The following is a 15,045-nucleotide window of genomic DNA, read 5'->3' as shown; positions in this document are numbered from 1 at the left end:
GGCAAAAGCTTTGTCTGGTCCGGTGTCCACGGCTCGCGGAGCGGGAACGGGGAGAACGCGTCTACCTGGGGAGGGACTCGTGGAGATCACTGGAATCATCACCGCGATCATTGTTGGTCTGATCATCGGTGCGCTCGGACGTCTCATTGTTCCCGGAAAGCAGCACCTGCCCATCTGGCTGACCCTGCTCCTGGGCATCGTCGCCGCCTTCATCGGCGGCTGGATCGCGAGCCTCTTCACCGGGTTCTGGTTGTTCGTGCTGATCGTTCAGGTCCTGGTCGCCGCAGGCATCGTGTACCTCGCCGACGGCATGTACTCCAGGAACAACACCAGTACGGCCTGATCCGCCGCACGACGACTCACCCCGGGGCCACCGGACGCGTTCCGGCGGCCCCGGGAACGCGCACCGTTCTTCCCGCGCTCGCGGACTCCTCCGCGGCGGCGAGGACGGCCACGACGTCCCGGCCGAACCGCACGTCACACGGGTCACCGGGGCGGTCGCGCAGCTGCGCCAACAGGCGGTCGACGGCCGAGCCGAAGGCCTCGACCGCGCTCCGGTCCCCGCCCGGGACCGCCCGCCACCCGTGCTCGCCGTAGAGGTCGACGGAGAAGGCCCCCGACTCCGGTGCGGCGTCGAGGGTCACCGAGAGGGAGCCCACCGCCCCGCCCCGGTGCCGCGTGAGCACGTGCACGCTGTTCCGGGGACCCGTGACCGCCGTGACCTCCTCGACCGGTCCCAGGACGGGCAGCACCACCGAGAGCACGTGCGGCCCCACGTCCCACAGGCCTCCCCGTTCCCGGCGCCAGGGTGAGGCCCCGTACGGGTTGCCCGGCTGGAAGATCGACGCGAAGAGGGTCGCCCGCACCCCGTCCCAGCCGCCGTCGTCGGCGGCGCGGGCCAGGAAGTCGTTCACCGAATCGGAGAAGCGGCTGGTGAAGAAGACCACGGAGGCCAGGCCGCGCGCCCGTGTCTCGGCCACGATCGCGTCGGCCGCCCCGACGGACAGGGCGAGCGGCTTGTCCAGCAGCAGGTGTTTCCCGGCCCGGGCCGCGCGCAGGGCCAGGTCGCCCTGGACGTCCGGGGGGAGGGCGATCGCGACGGCGTCGACGTCGCCGAGGAGCGCGTCCACGTCCTCGTAGGGCCGTGCGCCCAGTCCCTCGGCCAGCTCCGCCGCCTTCGCCGGGTCACGCCCCCACACCCCGACCAGGGTCACCTCCGGGTGCGCGGCCAACGCCGCGCCGTGGGTCGCGGTGGCCCAGAAGCCCGTGCCCAACAGTCCGAACCGCACTCCCATGGGACCCTCCGGCGTCAGTGGTCTTGCCGTGCACCAGCAACCCTCGCCCACGGGAACGCCCTCGGCAAGACCCGGGGCGCGAGGCCCGGTCCTCCGCAGCACCTGGCGCCCCAGCGACGTGGCCAGGTCCGGACGCGCGGTCCGGAGCCCCGTTCTGCGTCCTCCCTGGTGGCCCGGGCTTTCCCTCGCGTCGGTCCACTGTTCGGGTCCCGGAGCGGCCCGTGAAACTCCTGGTGGATTCCTCCGGTCTCGACCATCATGGGCACCCGAGCACCGGGCGCGGTTCGGCCAGCGGAGACGTCGGCGGCGTGGTGACCGCCCGGTGTGCGTGTTCGCCACGAAGGGGGCCAACCCGTGGACACCGATCAGAAGAAGGACACTCCTCAGAACACCGTCCTGCTCGACGTCGAGGGGCCGGAGGAGGCCAACGCCTGGATGCGCACCAACATGGACTCCCTGCGGGCCTGCGCGCGATGGGCCGAGCACGAGTCCGGGACGGTCGACGGCCGTACCGACCTCCTCGAAGCGAGCCTGCGCGCGGCCCGGGCTCTCGGTGACACCGGGTTGGAGGCCTGGGTCCGCCACCTCCTGGGCCTGGTCCTGCTCGACGCGGGGGACCTGGTGGGCGCCGACCGTGAGTTCGTCGCCTCCCTCATGCTGGCCGAGGCCGAGGGAGACGACCGGGCGCGCGCCGCGTCCCTGGAGGGCCGGGGCGTCGTCGCCCAGCGGGACCGGCGCGACCAGGAGGCACTGGACCTGTTCGACCTGGTCGAACCGCTCCGGAACCCGGAGGGTCGACCGGGCGGGGCGGCGGTACTGGACCTGCTGCGCGGACGGTCGCTGGTGACCCTGGGCCGCTTCGACCACGCCCTGGAGCGGCTGGACACGGCTCGGGGGGTCTTCGCCGCCCCTCCGGCGGACGAGGTCAACCTCGCCAGGGTGCGCCTGGAACGGGGGCGCGCGCTCAACGGCAAGCGCCGCGGCGGGGAGGCCCGGGGCGAACTGGAGCTCTCCCTGGCGGGTTTCGAGGCCGGGGGCCACACCGTGCAGATGGCCCGGGTGCGTGAGGCGCTGGCCGGTGTGACCCAGTTGGCCGGGGAGCGGAACTGGATGGACCACCTGGTGGAGGCCGAACGGCTCTACCGCGAGGTCGGCAGCGAGACCGAGGCGCGGCGTATCCGGACCTTCCTTCCCTAGATCGTGCTCTGTGGATCGTTCCTCCCGCCCGTCGCCGCCACCCCCAACGGACTCCTGCGGCGCCGCGTCCCCGCGTTGCCACCAGACTGCCTCCGGCCGCGCCGATGAGGCTCGGACAGCCAACCCCGGGCGGGCCCCGCTGTGCGAGGCTGCGGAGCCCGCGTGGCAGCGCACAGTAGGGGCGAGTCCGCTCGCACCGGTGACGGCTCCGCCGCCACCGGGGAAGCATCCGAAGCACACTCCCTAGCCCAGGCGGCGGGCTCCGGCGGAGGGCAGGGCGGTGAACACCACCGGTTCGGTGTGGCCGCGCTCGGCGAAGGCCGCCCGTACCGCCTTGCCGCAGTCCGCCTCGGCCCCGGACTCCACCAGGGCGATGACACAGCCGCCGAAACCGCCGCCGGTGATCCGGGCCCCCAGCGCACCGGAGGAGAGCGCGGCGGTGACCGCCGTGTCCACCTCGGGCACGCTCACCTCGAAGTCGTCCCGGAGGGAGGCGTGTGAGGCGGTGAACAGCGGGCCCGCCTCACGTGGCCGCCCGGCCCGGAACAGCGCCGCCGTCTCCAGGACCCGCGCGTTCTCGGTGACCACGTGCCGCACCCGGCGGCGGACCACGGGGTCGGGCAGCGCGGCCAGCGCCGGCGCCAGACCCCCGAGGGAGACGTCGCGCAGCGCCCGCACCCCCAGGGTCCGGGCGGCCTCCTCACAGGCGCGCCGCCGCTCGCCGTAGGCGCCCTCGACCAGTCGACGCGGCGCCCGGGTGTCCACCACCAGCAGCGACAACCCGTGGGCGGCCGGGTCGAACGGCACCTGCTCGGTCTCCAGGGAACGGCAGTCCAGGAAGAGCGCCCGACCCTCGTCGGCCAGCATGACCGCGGACTGGTCCATGATCCCGCAGGGCATCCCGACGAAGTCGTTCTCCGCCCGCTGGGCCAGCCGCGCCACCTCCGCCGGAGCGGGCTCCGACCCGTACAGGCCGGTGGCGGCCAGGATCGTCGCGCAGCACACCGCCGCCGAGGTGGACAGCCCCGTCCCGGTGGGGATGCCGCTCTCCACCATCAGGTCCAGTCCGCCGATCGGGTGCCCCTCGTCGGCCAACGCCCACAGCGCGCCCGCCTGGTAGGCGGCCCAGCCGGGCACCGTACCGGGGGAGAGGTCGGCCAGCCGTGCCTCGAAGACGTCGGGGAACTCCCGTGAACGCAGCCGCACCCGGGCGTCCGGGCGGCGCGCGGCGGCCACGGTCAGTGCGTGGGGCAGGGCGATGGGGAGCGCGAAGCCGTCGTTGTAGTCGGTGTGCTCACCGATGAGGTTGATCCGTCCCGGTGCGGTCCACACTCCTTCGGGATCCGCGCCGAACGCCTCCCGGAACCCCGTCGCGGCGCTCACCGGGAGGACTCCCCGGCGCGGGCGGACTCCCACGCGTGCGCCACGATCTCGTCGAGCCCGCGGGTGGGTTCCCACCCCAGCTCCTGGCGGGCCCGCTCGACGGCGGCGACCAGTACCGCCGGGTCACCGTCCCTCCGTGGCCCCTCCACCACCGGAACCGGGTGTCCCGTGACCCGCCGCACGGCGGCCAGGACCTCGCGCACCGAGGAACCGCCGCCACCGCCCAGGTTGAACACCCGGTGGGAGCCGGGCGCCGCGTGCTCCAGTGCCGCAAGGTGGGCGTCGGCGAGGTCGGCCACGTGCAGGTAGTCGCGGACGGCGGTGCCGTCCGGGGTGGGGTAATCGGTACCGAAGACCGAGGCGTGCGGGACCTTCCCGGAGGCCACCCGGAGCAGGTTCGGGATGAGGTGGGTCTCGGGCTCGTGCCGTTCACCGAACCCCAGGTGGGCCCCGGCGACGTTGAAGTAGCGCAGGCTCACCGCGCCCAGCCCGTGTGCCCGTGTCCACCCGGCCAGCATGTGGTCCACGGCGAGCTTGCTCGCGCCGTAGGGGTTGGTGGGCAGTGCCGGGTCGGTCTCGCGCAGCGGCGCGTCCGTGGGCGGGTCGCCGTAGGTGGCGGCGGTGGAGGAGAAGACCAGACGGCGCACCCCGTGGGTCCGCGCGGCCTCCAGCAGGGCCAGGGTGCCGCCCACGTTGGTGTCCCAGTACGGCCCCGGGTCCCGGACGGACTCGCTGACCAGGGACTTCGCGGCCAGGTGCACGACCCCGTCGAAGGACGGGTCGAGCACGTCGGCGGCGGTGCGCAGGTCCCCCTCGACCAGGGTCGCCTCCGGGGCGACCGCGTCCCGGTGCCCCGTGGAGAGGTCGTCGAGCACGGTGACCCCGTGCCCGGCCCCGGTCAGGAGGGCGGTGACGACGCTGCCCACGTATCCGGCTCCGCCGGTGACGAGGAGTTTCACGGATCAGACCTCTCGGAGTCGTCGGGCCGTGGTCTCGGGGGCCACGTCGTTGCTGAACACACCCGCGCCGGACTCGGTCCCGGCCAGGTACTTGAGTCTGCCCGGGGCGCGGCGCACGGAGAACAGTTCGAGGCGCAGCCGGGCCAGCCCGCGCGCCTCCGGGTCGTGGGCGGGCGCCTGGTGCCAGGCGGAGACGTAGGGGAGCGGGGTGTCGTACAGCCGGTCCGCGCGGCCGAGGAGGTCGGCGTAGAGCTCCGCGAGGGCGGTGCGTTCGCCGTCGTCCAGGGCGGGCAGGTCGGGCACGGCCCGATGGGGGTAGACGTGGACCTCCACGGGCCAGCGGGCCGCCTCGGGGACGAAGGCGGTCCAGTGTTCGTTGCGCAGCACCACGCGGGGACCCGCGCTCTCGGCGGCCAGGATGTCGGAGAACAGGTCCCCGCCGGTGGCGGCGCGGTGCCGACGGGCCGAGTCGAGGTCGCGTTCGGCCCGGGGCGTGACGAAGGGCAGCGCGTAGATCTGCCCGTGCGGGTGGTGCAGGGTCACCCCGATCTCCCGGCCCCGGTTCTCGAAGACGTACACGTGGGCCACCCCGGGCCGGGCGGACAGCTCCTCGGTGCGGTCGGCCCAGGCGTCGACGACGGTGCGCACGCGCCGGGGCCCGAGCGCGGCGAGCGAGGTGTCGTGGTCGGAGGAGAAGCAGACCACCTCACAGCGGCCCTCGGGCCCGCTCAGGGCGGGGAAGCGGTTCTCGAAGACCGCGACGTCGTAGGAGGCGGAGGGCACCTCGGAGCGGTGGTCACCCCGGGAGGGACAGAGCGGGCACTCGTCGCTGGGCGGCAGGTGGGTGCGGTCCTGGCGGTGCGCGGCGATGACCACCCACTCGCGCCGGAGCGGGTCCCAGCGCAGCTCGGAGCCGGAGGCGGTGGGCGGCAGGTCGCGCCGGTCCGGGACCTCCTCGCGGGCGCCGTCCTCCTCGTCGTAGTAGATGATCTCGCGGCCGTCGGCCAGTCGCGCGGCGGTCTTCCTCATCCGTCCTCCCCGGGGACGTCGGTGACCACGAGACGGCCCACGCGGTCCTGGAGGGTCTCACGTGCGGCGCCGGAGATCCGGTCGTCGGTGACGAGCACGTCGCAGCGGTCCAACGGGGCGATGGTGCTGAGTCCGACCGTGCCCCACTTGGTGTGGTCGGCGGCGACCACCAGGGTCCCGGCCGCCTCCACCAGGGCCCGGTTGGTCTCTGCCTCCATCAGGTTGGGCGTGGTGAACCCGGCCCGGTCGTGGATGCCGTGCACGCCCAGAACCAGGGTGTCCAGGTTGATCCCGCGCACGGAGGCCAGGGCGATCGGGCCCACGAGCGCGTCCGAGGGGGTACGGAACCCGCCGGTGAGCGCCACGGTCTGGTCGGTGCGCGCGGAGCGGTAGAGGACCTCGGCCACGTGGACCGAGTTGGTGACGACGGTCAGCCCTGGGGTCTCCCGCAGGTGCTCCGCGACCAGGGCGGTGGTGGTCCCGGCGGACAGCCCCACGGCGCTGTGCGGCTCGACCAGCGCGGCGACGGCACGGGCGATCGCGTGCTTCTCGTCGGACTGGAGCGTGGACTTCGCCTCGAACCCGGGTTCCGCGGTCCGGGCGCCCTCGGCGGCGACGGCCCCGCCGTGCACCTTGACCAGCGACCCCCGGTGCTCCAGGGCGTCGAGGTCGCGTCGGATGGTCATGTCGGACACCTCGAAGGCCTCGACCAGCTCGGTCACGCGGACTCCGCCGTCCCGTCGGACCTGTTCGAGGATGAGCTCCCGCCGTTGCGCGGCCAGCATCGGCCCTCCGGTGATCGGAAATGTGTGAACGTGTTTGTTTACGGTGCCCTGTGATCGTGTTCACTGTCAACGGTGCGGGTCGAACTGAAGGATTCTGTTGGTTTCTGTCTGGAGGGCGCGTTCGGTTCGGCTCGACCGCGCGGACCGAGGTCAGGTCCGGTCTCGGCCTCGCGGAGAGGCGCGGCCCGCATCCTCGGCCACCGGGCACGCGTGGGTGCATCTCCGGAACGCTCGGCTCACCGGTGGTGCCCGCATCCTCCACCTCCGGCTCACCCGAACCCGACCGGGCCGAGAGTGCCGGGGCGGTCTCAGTGAAGCCCGGCTCACCCGCGCCCGGACCCGACCCATGGATCGGGGATCCGTCAGGACACCGGTTCCTCGTGGGGCTCCTCCGGTCTGGCTCCGGACCGCCGGAGGGAGCCGCGCGCGGGCCCGGCGGGCCGGTACGAGGTGAGCTGGACCAGCAGCACCGCGCCGATCGCGGCGAGGGCGCCCAGGCCCTGGACGGGGGTGAGGGTCTCGTCGAGCACGAGGAACCCCAGGAGGGTCGCGGTGAGCGGGCTGGCGAAGGACAGGAAGGACGCGGCCAGGGCGGGCAGCCGCTCCAGCCCCCGGAACCAGATCACGTAGGAGAGCAGCGCCCCGACCAGCCCCAGGTACCCGTACCCGGCCAGGTTGGCGGCGCTGAGGCTCGCGGGCAGCCCCTCCAGGAGCAGGGTGGGGGGCAGCAGGACGAGCCCTCCGGCGGTGAGCTGCCAGCCGGTGGCCCCCAGCAGGCTCACCCCCTGGGGGCGCCCCCAGCGTTTGGTGAGCACGAGACCGGTACCCATGGAGACGGCGGCGGCCAGCCCGGCCAGGACCCCCACGGGGTTCAGGGCGGCCTCCGGCCCCACCACGAGCAGGCCCACGCCGGACGTGCCGAGCAGGCAGGCGAGGAGGTGCGTCAGCCGGAGACGGTCACCCAGCAGGAGGGCGGCCAGGAGCATGACGATCACCGGTTGGACCGCCATCACCAGGGCGGCGACCCCGCCGGGCAACAGGTAGGCGGCCACGTAGAGGAGATAGAGGAAGGCGCCGATGTTGAGGGATCCCAGGACCAGTGAACGCCACCACCACACCCCCGAGGGCAGCGCCCGGGCGAACAGCACCAGGAGGAGCCCGGCGGGCAGGGCGCGCAGGAGCGCGGCCAGCAGGGGGCGGTCGGGTGGGAGGAGTTCGGTGGTGACCAGGTAGGTGCTGCCCCACACCATGGGTGCCAGGGCGGTGACCAGTGAGTCGCCGAGCATGCGCCCGCGCCCGCCGGTCGCCGTGACGGGGGGTGCCATCGGCCGACCCTTCGATGTCGAAGTGTTCGATGCCGAAAGATTACGTGAAGTGTGCGGGGGAGGTCAAGACCGCGGCGCTATGATCGCCGGATGAACGACGCCGTCGACCTCTTCCTCGCCCAGTGGGCCCGCGAACGGCCCGACATCGACGCCTCCCCGATGGCGGTGATCGGTCGGATGAACCGCTTGCAGCAGCTGCTGGGGAGGAGGGTCTCCGACCTCCTGGCCGAGTACGACCTGGAGCGCTGGGAGTTCGACGTGCTGGCCACGCTGCGGCGGTCCGGGGAGCCGTACCAGCTGACCGCCAAGGACCTGGTCCGGATGATGATGGTGGGTTCGGCCGCCATGACGAACCGGGTCGACCGCCTCGTGCGCAAGGAGCTGGTGCACCGCCAGGTCGACCCGGCGAGCAGGCGCCGTGTCCTGGTCACCCTCACTGACAAGGGCCGGGAGCTGGTGGACGGCGCGGTGGCCGGACACGTGGACAACGAGGCGCGCCTGCTCGACGGCCTGAGCGGGGAGGAGCAGGAACGTCTCGCCGCCCTGCTGCGCACGCTGCTGCTCTCCCTGGGCGACACCGCCCCCGAGGTGCCGTGAGCCCGCGGACGTGACGAGGGGGAGGCCCCGTGCGGGACCTCCCCCTGTGTCTGTGGTGCGACCCGGGCGAACCTAGTCGCGTTCGGGCTTGTGGTCCGGTGTCAGGGCGTCCTTGACCTTCTCGCCCGCCTGCTTGAGCTTGGACTTGGTCTGTTCGGCCTTGCCCTCGGCCTGCCACTGCTCGTTGCCGGTGGCCTTGCCGACGCCCTCCTTGGCCTTGCCCTTGAACTCGTCGAACTTGTTCTCGGCCTTGTCGCTCTCGGACATGCGAGCCTCCTTCGATCGGATTCACCCACAGCCCTGTCCGATTCAGCCGGAATCAATCATGATCGGGGCGACGCATGTGGCGGGAGTGACCGAGGACACCCTCTGAGACTCAGGACTGGGCGGGCGAGACCGGAACGACGGAGGCGAAGGGCGCGTGGGTGGTCAGCCGCTGGGAGATGCCCTCGCGGACCATGGCCTTGGCGGTGCGCACGGCGTCGCCGACCTCGGCGCCCTTGGCCAGCTCGGCGGTGATCGCGGCGGCGAAGGTGCAGCCCGCCCCGCTCACACGCTCCTCACCGATCTTCGGGGCGCTCAGGACGGTGACCTCCTCACCGTCGAAGTAGACGTCGACGGCGTCGGGGCCGGGCAGCTCCGTGCCGCCCTTGACGACCACGTGCCGGGGGCCGAGCTCGCGGATGCGGCGGGCCGCCTCGACGAGGTCCTCGACGGTCTCGATCGACTCCATCCCCGCGAGGGTGCGGGCCTCGAAGTGGTTCGGGGTGATGACGGTGGCCAGCGGCAGGATCTGCGCGGTCAGGGCCTTGTCGGTGTCCAGGGCCGCGCCGGGCTCCTGACCCTTGCAGATGAGGACCGGGTCGAGGACCACGTGCCGCCACGTCTGGCGCTGGAGGACCTTGGAGACCACGTCGATGGTGTCGGGGGTGCCGAGCATGCCGATCTTGACGACGTCGAGGTCGTGGCAGGTGGTGGCGGCCTCGATCTGGTCGGAGATGACGCCCGGGTCGACCGGGACGAACCGGTGGCCCCAGCCGTTCTCGGGGTCGAAGGAGACGATGCAGGTGATCGTCCCCATGCCGTAGACGCCCAGTTCCTGGAAGGCCTTGAGGTCAGCCTGGATACCGGCTCCGCCGGTGGCCTCCGACCCTGCGATCACGTACGCGCGGTTGGTCATCGCCAACCTCCCTCTAACTTGCTGTGCAGATGCGCGGTGTCGGGGCCCTCGCGGGTCACGAACCCACTGGTTATTGCATCACAACTGCCCATTTCCGGCATAACGTTCACGGTGTGGTTCTCGGGACACCCGGCCCGGACGGGGGCGCGCGTGCCTCATCCGTGGGCGAGCAGGGCGTCCGTGGTGTCGTAGCCGCTCGCGTAGGCGCCGTCCACGGTGTTCTCACCGGTGGTCGGTTCTCCCGCGAAGTACAGCACGCCCTCCAGCGGCCGGGCGAGGGCGTCCGGTGCGTCGTGCGCGCCCGGAGGGACGAAGAGGTAGGCGCCCCGGCTGAACTCGTCGGCCGCCCAGTCGTGCGTGGTCCGCGCGACCGGTGCGGGCGGCCGCTCCCCGAGCGCCTCGGACAGCGCCGCCAGCCCCGCGTCGAACCGCTCGTCCAGCGGCAGTTCCAGGAGCTCCCGGGCGGGCTCTCCCGCGGCCCAGGCCACCACCACCTCGGGGGAGTTCCGGGACAGGCACCAGAACACGAAACCGGTGTCCTCGTCCCAGCCGAGGGCGTCCTCGTCGGCGGGGAAGACCGCGCGGTCGAACTCGTACACGAGCTTGAGGGCGTCGGTGCGGTCCAGTGCCTCGACCGCGTCCCGGTGGCCGGACGGCAGCGCCGGCTCGAAGGCGACGTCGCCCGCCTTGAGGACCCCGATCGGCAGGGTCACCACGCACCGGTCCGCGCGTACCGCGAGGTCGCCCTCGGGCGCGGCCACGCGCAGTTCCACGCCGCGTCCCGACCACCGCACGCGGCGCACCGCGTGCTCCAGCCGTACGTCCAGGCCGTGGGAGAGCGGCGGCAGGAGGCCGTCGTAGCCGCCGACCACCCGGAAGTTGTCCCGGGGGACGGACCACCAGTCGAAGATCCCGTACTCGTGCATCCACACGGCGCTCCACCGCTCCAGCGACTCGTTGTCGATGGCCACCGGGGGCCACCGGTCCTCGGGTACGCCCATCCGGCGCAGGTACGCGGCGGCGTCCTCGTCGGCGCGGGGCGCCCCGGGGGTCGGGACGGGGGCGGAGACCCCCTCCCCGGCGCGCATCCGGACGGTCTCGGCCCCGGCCTCCGCCACGAGTTCCCAGGTGTGGGCCTCCCGGCCGTGGATCAGCCCGGCGCCCAGCTCGACGGGGACGGAGCTGAAGGAGTGGTCGGTGTACAGCTGGCCGCCGATCCGGTCACGGGCCTCCAGGACGACCACGGAGAGGCCGTGGTCAGCGAGGTTGCGTGCCGCGGACAGTCCGGTGACCCCGGCGCCGATCACCGCGACGTCCCAGCGTTCCCTGGCCGCGTGGACCGAGGCGCCCAGCAGGGCGGTGCCGCCCAGGAGCGCACCCCCGCCGACCAGCAGGGACCTCCGGCTCACCGCTGGTCGCGGTGTGCCCTCCGCGCCCCGCCCGTCCGCTCCCACGTCGCCTCCCGCTCGCCCGGCCTCGGCTCCCTGTCGCGGGACGCCGTCACCGCATTATCGGGCGGAACCGGACACGGCGCTTACGTGAGCCTCCGGAGCCGGGGGTGGCCGGATGCGGCCACCGCTTGCGAAAATAAAAATATGTTCCTAATATTTTTATATGCCACGTACCGCTGACCACGACGAGAGAAGGCGCCAGGTCACCGAGGCCCTGCTGTGCACCATCGCCCGGAAGGGCCTGGCCGCGACCACCTTCGCGGACGTCGCCGACGAGCTCGGGGGGTCCGTGGGGCTGGTCCAGCGCTACTTCCGCAGCAAGTCCGACCTCCTGCGCTTCGGTGTCGAGCACCTCTACGAGCGCGGCAAGGAGAGGATCGAGGCGGTGGAGCGGGTCGCGCCCGTCCGCGACCTCATGTTCCGGATCGCGCACACCCTCCTGCCCATGGACGAGGAACGGCGCATGGAGCTGACCGTCTGGCTGGAGTTCCTGCCCAACGCCGTCCGCGAACCCGAGATGGCCGAGCTGCACCGGACCACCACACGCCAGCTGGTCGACGGACTCGCGGAGGGCCTGGCCGCCGCGCAGCGCCTGGGCGAGCTCTCCGCCGACCTCGACCCCCACACCGAGGCCGCCGCCCTGGTGGCCCTGGCCGACGGGCTCAGCATGCACCAGCTCGCCACTCCGGACCTGTTCGACGACGCCACCGCCGAGCGCCTGCTCCGGCGGCACTTCGACCGTCTCTTCGCGGCGCCAACGGAGGACGCCTGACATGACCGGAGACGACACCGCGCTCCAAAGGACCCCACCCGGCGGACGCGCCGCCAGCGGTCGGCTGCCCCTGCTGGACGTCCTGCGGGGCGTCGCCATCCTCGGCACCCTCGCCACCAACGTGTGGCTGTTCGCGGGGCCCGGCGGCGACGCCGCGATCCTGTACGGCTCCGGCGAACTGAACCCGTTCACGCCGTTCCACACCGACCCCTCCGCCGCGACCCTGGCGGAGGGAGTCTTCCGTACCGTCGCCAACGGCAAGTTCCTCGCCCTGCTCACACTGCTGTTCGGCGCCGGCCTGGCCATCCAGTTCCAGTCGGCCGCCCGACGGGGCGCGCGCTGGCCGGGGCCCTACCGATGGCGGGCCCTGTTCCTGTTCGTCGAGGGAACGGTGCACTTCACGCTGGTCTTCGCGGGTGACGTGCTCATGGGGTACGCGGCGGTCGCCCTCCTGGTCGCCTGGCTGCTCACCCGCTCGGAGCGTGCCCGGAACAGGGTCATGTGGGTGTCCGTCTCCCTGCACGTGGCCCTGATGGGCCTGGTCACGGCGGCGCTCGTGACGGAGCCCGGGGGGTCCTCGTCCGTGCCGCCCGAGGCGGTCGAGCTCTACGCCCACGGCTCCTACTGGGACCAGGTCGCCTTCCGCCTGGACAACTTCCTGGGGCTGCGCCTCGAACCCGTCTTCACCTTCGGCCTGATGGTGTTCATGTTCCTGCTGGGGGTGCGGCTCCTCCGGGCCGGTGCCTTCGCGGACGACGCCGTCGGGAGAAGCGTCCGCACCCGTCTGCTCGTCTGGGGGCTCGGCCTCGGCGTCCCGCTCACGGTGGTCACCGCCCTGGCCGGACCGGACTGGCTCCTCATGGACCGCTACGTGGTGGCGCCGCTGGTCGCCGTGGGCCTGATCGGACTGATCGGCCGCCTGCTGGACCGCACGAACGGTACCGGGCCCGTGGTCGCGGGGGTCTCCGCCCTCGGCCGGATGGCGATGACCGGCTACGTGGCCCAGAACGTCGTCCTCATGTTCGTCTGTTACGGCTTCGGCCTCGGGCTGGCCGAGCGGATGGCGGACACGGGCCGGTGGTGGGTGCTGGTCCTGTGGGCCGTGGTGTCGCTGGTGCTGGTGGTGTCGTCCCTGCTGTGGCTGCGCGGCTTCCGTCAGGGGCCGCTGGAGGCCCTCCAGAAGAAGGTCCTGTCACCGGCCCGTTAGCTTCCGGGGCGCCAGCCTCCGGGAGTCCGCCAGCCTCCGGGAACCCACCGCCGTCCGAGGTGCCGAAGGGCCGCCAGCCTCATCTCGCGCACCGCCCCCGCTTCGGTCTCTCACCGGATGTCCGCCGCGCACGCTAGTGTCCGGCGCGTGCAGAACACACCTACCCTCCACGATCTCCTCAACGACGCCGCGATCCTCTCCCTGGAGCACCAGCTCCACATGGAGACGGTCGTCGGGAACTCCCACTGGAACGTGGACCTGGCCGAGCCCAGGTTCGAGTTCTCCGGTGAGTCGGAGCTGGTCTGCGACCGGTTCCACCTGCTGGGCAGTGCCGCCCCGGGCCCCGGGTCCTGGATGTGGGCCTGGGCCAACCCGTCCGGCTTCTCCCCCGAGGTCACCGAGCTCGCCGCGACGGTGCGCGACCTCGGCCGCAGGTACGGCATCGCCGAGCTGGCCGAGCCGGAGGTGCCCTTCAGCGCCCTGCCCGGCTCCCCGGAGATGCCGCACCAGGTCCTGTCGCTGCTCACCGACGCCGCCAAGGTCCTCACCGGACGCTGGTCCGCCTACAACGGCCCGGTCGGCGGTGGTACGCGCGCAGGCTTCCTCCTCGAACACCCCGGCTTCCTGCTCCCCGCGCCCACCGCGCTCCACGTCATCAGCGTCATCCAGCAGGCCGTGTCCGGAGTCCCCTCCATCACGGACCACCGCAGGGCCGCCCACAGCTACGCCCGACTGCGCGGGCTCGACCCCCGGTTCTCCGCCGACGGCCGGATCCTCGTCCTCGGGGCCTTCGGGATCGAGCTGGAGTTCGACGAGCGGAACCGGCTCGTCAGGGCCGAAGGCACCCTCACCCCGGGCTCGGTCTGACAGAACGGTCAACTCTGCTCCCTCGCGTCCTGAGGCCCCGGCCCTGCGTCAACGCCCCGGGCCGGGGCCTCAGCCCTGGGGGAACTGGCCGGGACGGCGTCCCTGGCCGGGGCCGCCCGCGTAGGTCTGGCCCACCTCCAGCCACTCCCGGGCAGCGGGGCCCTCGGCGGTCAGCGACGTGTCGGCGGGGTGGCGACGGCGGGTCAGGACCAGGCAGAACTGTTCGGCGTCGCCGCGCACCACGTCCTCGGCCCCGTCCGGGCCCATCCTCCACAGGCCGCCGTCCGGGGCGGTGAGCTCCACGCGGACCTCCGTGTCCGGCGCGGGCAGCCCACGGGCCAGGTAGCTGTAGGACCGGGTGCGCAGGGCGAGGTGGACGACGTGGCGCAGGCGGTCGGTGGGCTGGCGGATCGTGCCCAGCGCGTCCACGACGTCCTGGCCGTGGGCCCAGGTCTCCATCAGCCGCGCGGTCGCCTTGGAGGGCACGCTCATCGGAGGCCCGAACCAGGGCACCCGCGTCCCGGCGGGGGCGTCGAGGAGGGCGGCCCGGAGCGCCGCCGAGGCCTCACACCAGCGGCTGAGCAGGACACCCGGGGGCAGGGCGGCCAGCGGGGCGGCGGCCGTGTCCACGTACCCCTCCGGGTCGGCCAGGGCCGCCTCGACCATCGCCGCGAACCCGTCCGGGTCGGTGACGGCGGTCAGCGCGGACTCGTCGAAGAAGGCCAGGTGGGCGACCTGGTCAGCGATGCTCCAGCCGGGGGAGGGGGTCGGCCGGGACCAGTCGGCGGGGTCGGTGCCCCGGAGGAGGGCGGCCAGTTCGTCCTGTTCGGATCGCAGGTCCTCGACGAGTGCGGCGGTGTCGACCACGGGGGCTCCTCACGGGGCCGCCGGTCCTCCGACTCCCCAGATGTTGACTGACTTGTCATGTTCCGCGCACCATAACAAAGTGTGAGCTGGATCTCCCAGGGGTCCGGCCGAACCCCTCCGCGACACGGATT

The 15,045-nt window shown here is 72.8% G+C and carries 16 protein-coding genes; 6 read left to right on the top strand and 10 right to left on the bottom strand.

Features of this window, described 5'->3' with window-relative positions:
- Positions 1-79 precede the first annotated feature (79 nt).
- Positions 80-343, top strand: a complete 264-nt coding sequence (locus AC0VYL_RS25570) for a GlsB/YeaQ/YmgE family stress response membrane protein (RefSeq protein WP_475456666.1) — start codon at positions 80-82, stop codon at positions 341-343.
- A 16-nt stretch (positions 344-359) separates the two neighbouring features.
- Here the strand turns inward: AC0VYL_RS25570 and AC0VYL_RS25565 are convergent, their stop codons facing one another.
- Complete coding sequence (locus tag AC0VYL_RS25565) at positions 360-1,295, bottom strand: Gfo/Idh/MocA family protein (RefSeq protein ID WP_475481689.1); 936 nt, start codon at positions 1,293-1,295, stop codon at positions 360-362.
- Between the two features lie 354 nt (positions 1,296-1,649).
- Between AC0VYL_RS25565 and AC0VYL_RS25560 the strand changes: the two genes are divergently transcribed.
- Positions 1,650-2,492 carry a hypothetical protein gene (locus tag AC0VYL_RS25560; RefSeq protein ID WP_475481688.1) on the top strand — a complete coding sequence of 281 codons (843 nt, stop codon included), beginning with the start codon at positions 1,650-1,652 and terminating at the stop codon, positions 2,490-2,492.
- A 243-nt stretch (positions 2,493-2,735) separates the two neighbouring features.
- Here the strand turns inward: AC0VYL_RS25560 and galK are convergent, their stop codons facing one another.
- The 5 genes from galK to AC0VYL_RS25535 all read right to left on the bottom strand — a co-directional run bounded on the left by galK (position 2,736) and on the right by AC0VYL_RS25535 (position 7,973).
- Positions 2,736-3,875 (bottom strand): galactokinase, encoded by a 1,140-nt coding sequence (gene galK, locus AC0VYL_RS25555; RefSeq protein WP_475481687.1) that lies wholly within the window; start codon positions 3,873-3,875, stop codon positions 2,736-2,738.
- On the bottom strand, positions 3,872-4,834 hold the full coding sequence (gene galE, locus AC0VYL_RS25550) for a UDP-glucose 4-epimerase GalE (RefSeq protein ID WP_475481686.1): 963 nt from the start codon (positions 4,832-4,834) through the stop codon (positions 3,872-3,874). Before galE ends, galK begins: the two co-directional genes overlap by 4 nt.
- Positions 4,835-4,837: 3 nt before the next feature.
- The gene (gene galT, locus AC0VYL_RS25545) at positions 4,838-5,863 is read right to left on the bottom strand and encodes a galactose-1-phosphate uridylyltransferase (RefSeq protein ID WP_475456656.1); all 1,026 of its coding nucleotides are present in this window, start codon (positions 5,861-5,863) and stop codon (positions 4,838-4,840) included.
- Positions 5,860-6,648: a DeoR/GlpR family DNA-binding transcription regulator gene (locus AC0VYL_RS25540; RefSeq protein WP_475481685.1), complete on the bottom strand. Its 789-nt coding sequence runs from the start codon at positions 6,646-6,648 to the stop codon at positions 5,860-5,862. The genes galT and AC0VYL_RS25540 overlap by 4 nt, the downstream gene beginning before the upstream one ends.
- A gap of 362 nt (positions 6,649-7,010) precedes the next feature.
- On the bottom strand, positions 7,011-7,973 hold the full coding sequence (locus AC0VYL_RS25535; RefSeq protein WP_475456652.1) for an EamA family transporter: 963 nt from the start codon (positions 7,971-7,973) through the stop codon (positions 7,011-7,013).
- Between the two features lie 90 nt (positions 7,974-8,063).
- Here AC0VYL_RS25535 and AC0VYL_RS25530 point away from each other — a divergent pair, with 90 nt between their 5' ends.
- Positions 8,064-8,570: a MarR family winged helix-turn-helix transcriptional regulator gene (locus AC0VYL_RS25530; RefSeq protein WP_475481684.1), complete on the top strand. Its 507-nt coding sequence runs from the start codon at positions 8,064-8,066 to the stop codon at positions 8,568-8,570.
- 72 nt (positions 8,571-8,642) lie between these two features.
- Here AC0VYL_RS25530 and AC0VYL_RS25525 read toward each other — a convergent pair whose 3' ends face one another.
- The 3 genes from AC0VYL_RS25525 to AC0VYL_RS25515 form a co-directional block, all read right to left on the bottom strand.
- Positions 8,643-8,837, bottom strand: coding sequence for a CsbD family protein (locus AC0VYL_RS25525; RefSeq protein ID WP_475456648.1), 195 nt, complete (start codon positions 8,835-8,837; stop codon positions 8,643-8,645).
- Positions 8,838-8,946: 109 nt separating this feature from the next.
- Positions 8,947-9,750 carry a bifunctional hydroxymethylpyrimidine kinase/phosphomethylpyrimidine kinase gene (gene thiD, locus AC0VYL_RS25520; RefSeq protein ID WP_475481683.1) on the bottom strand — a complete coding sequence of 268 codons (804 nt, stop codon included), beginning with the start codon at positions 9,748-9,750 and terminating at the stop codon, positions 8,947-8,949.
- Positions 9,751-9,905: 155 nt separating this feature from the next.
- A complete protein-coding gene (locus AC0VYL_RS25515; RefSeq protein ID WP_475481682.1) occupies positions 9,906-11,204 on the bottom strand; it encodes a flavin monoamine oxidase family protein in 1,299 nt (432 codons plus the stop codon).
- A 160-nt stretch (positions 11,205-11,364) separates the two neighbouring features.
- Between AC0VYL_RS25515 and AC0VYL_RS25510 the strand changes: the two genes are divergently transcribed.
- From AC0VYL_RS25510 to AC0VYL_RS25500, 3 genes are all read left to right on the top strand, one after another.
- Complete coding sequence (locus tag AC0VYL_RS25510; RefSeq protein ID WP_475481681.1) at positions 11,365-11,973, top strand: TetR/AcrR family transcriptional regulator; 609 nt, start codon at positions 11,365-11,367, stop codon at positions 11,971-11,973.
- Between the two features lies 1 nt (position 11,974).
- On the top strand, positions 11,975-13,180 hold the full coding sequence (locus AC0VYL_RS25505; RefSeq protein WP_475481680.1) for a DUF418 domain-containing protein: 1,206 nt from the start codon (positions 11,975-11,977) through the stop codon (positions 13,178-13,180).
- 147 nt (positions 13,181-13,327) lie between these two features.
- Positions 13,328-14,047, top strand: coding sequence for a DUF6882 domain-containing protein (locus AC0VYL_RS25500; protein WP_475481679.1), 720 nt, complete (start codon positions 13,328-13,330; stop codon positions 14,045-14,047).
- Between the two features lie 69 nt (positions 14,048-14,116).
- On the opposite strand, the gene AC0VYL_RS25495 is transcribed toward AC0VYL_RS25500, so the two are convergent.
- Positions 14,117-14,914 carry a TIGR03084 family metal-binding protein gene (locus AC0VYL_RS25495; protein WP_475456636.1) on the bottom strand — a complete coding sequence of 266 codons (798 nt, stop codon included), beginning with the start codon at positions 14,912-14,914 and terminating at the stop codon, positions 14,117-14,119.
- Between the last annotated feature and the right edge of the window lie 131 nt (positions 14,915-15,045).

It is taken from the genome of Nocardiopsis sp. iso_238 (assembly GCF_056173325.1).
Note: the sequence above shows the minus strand (reverse complement) of the source record. Positions and strands in the feature narration are given on the sequence as shown.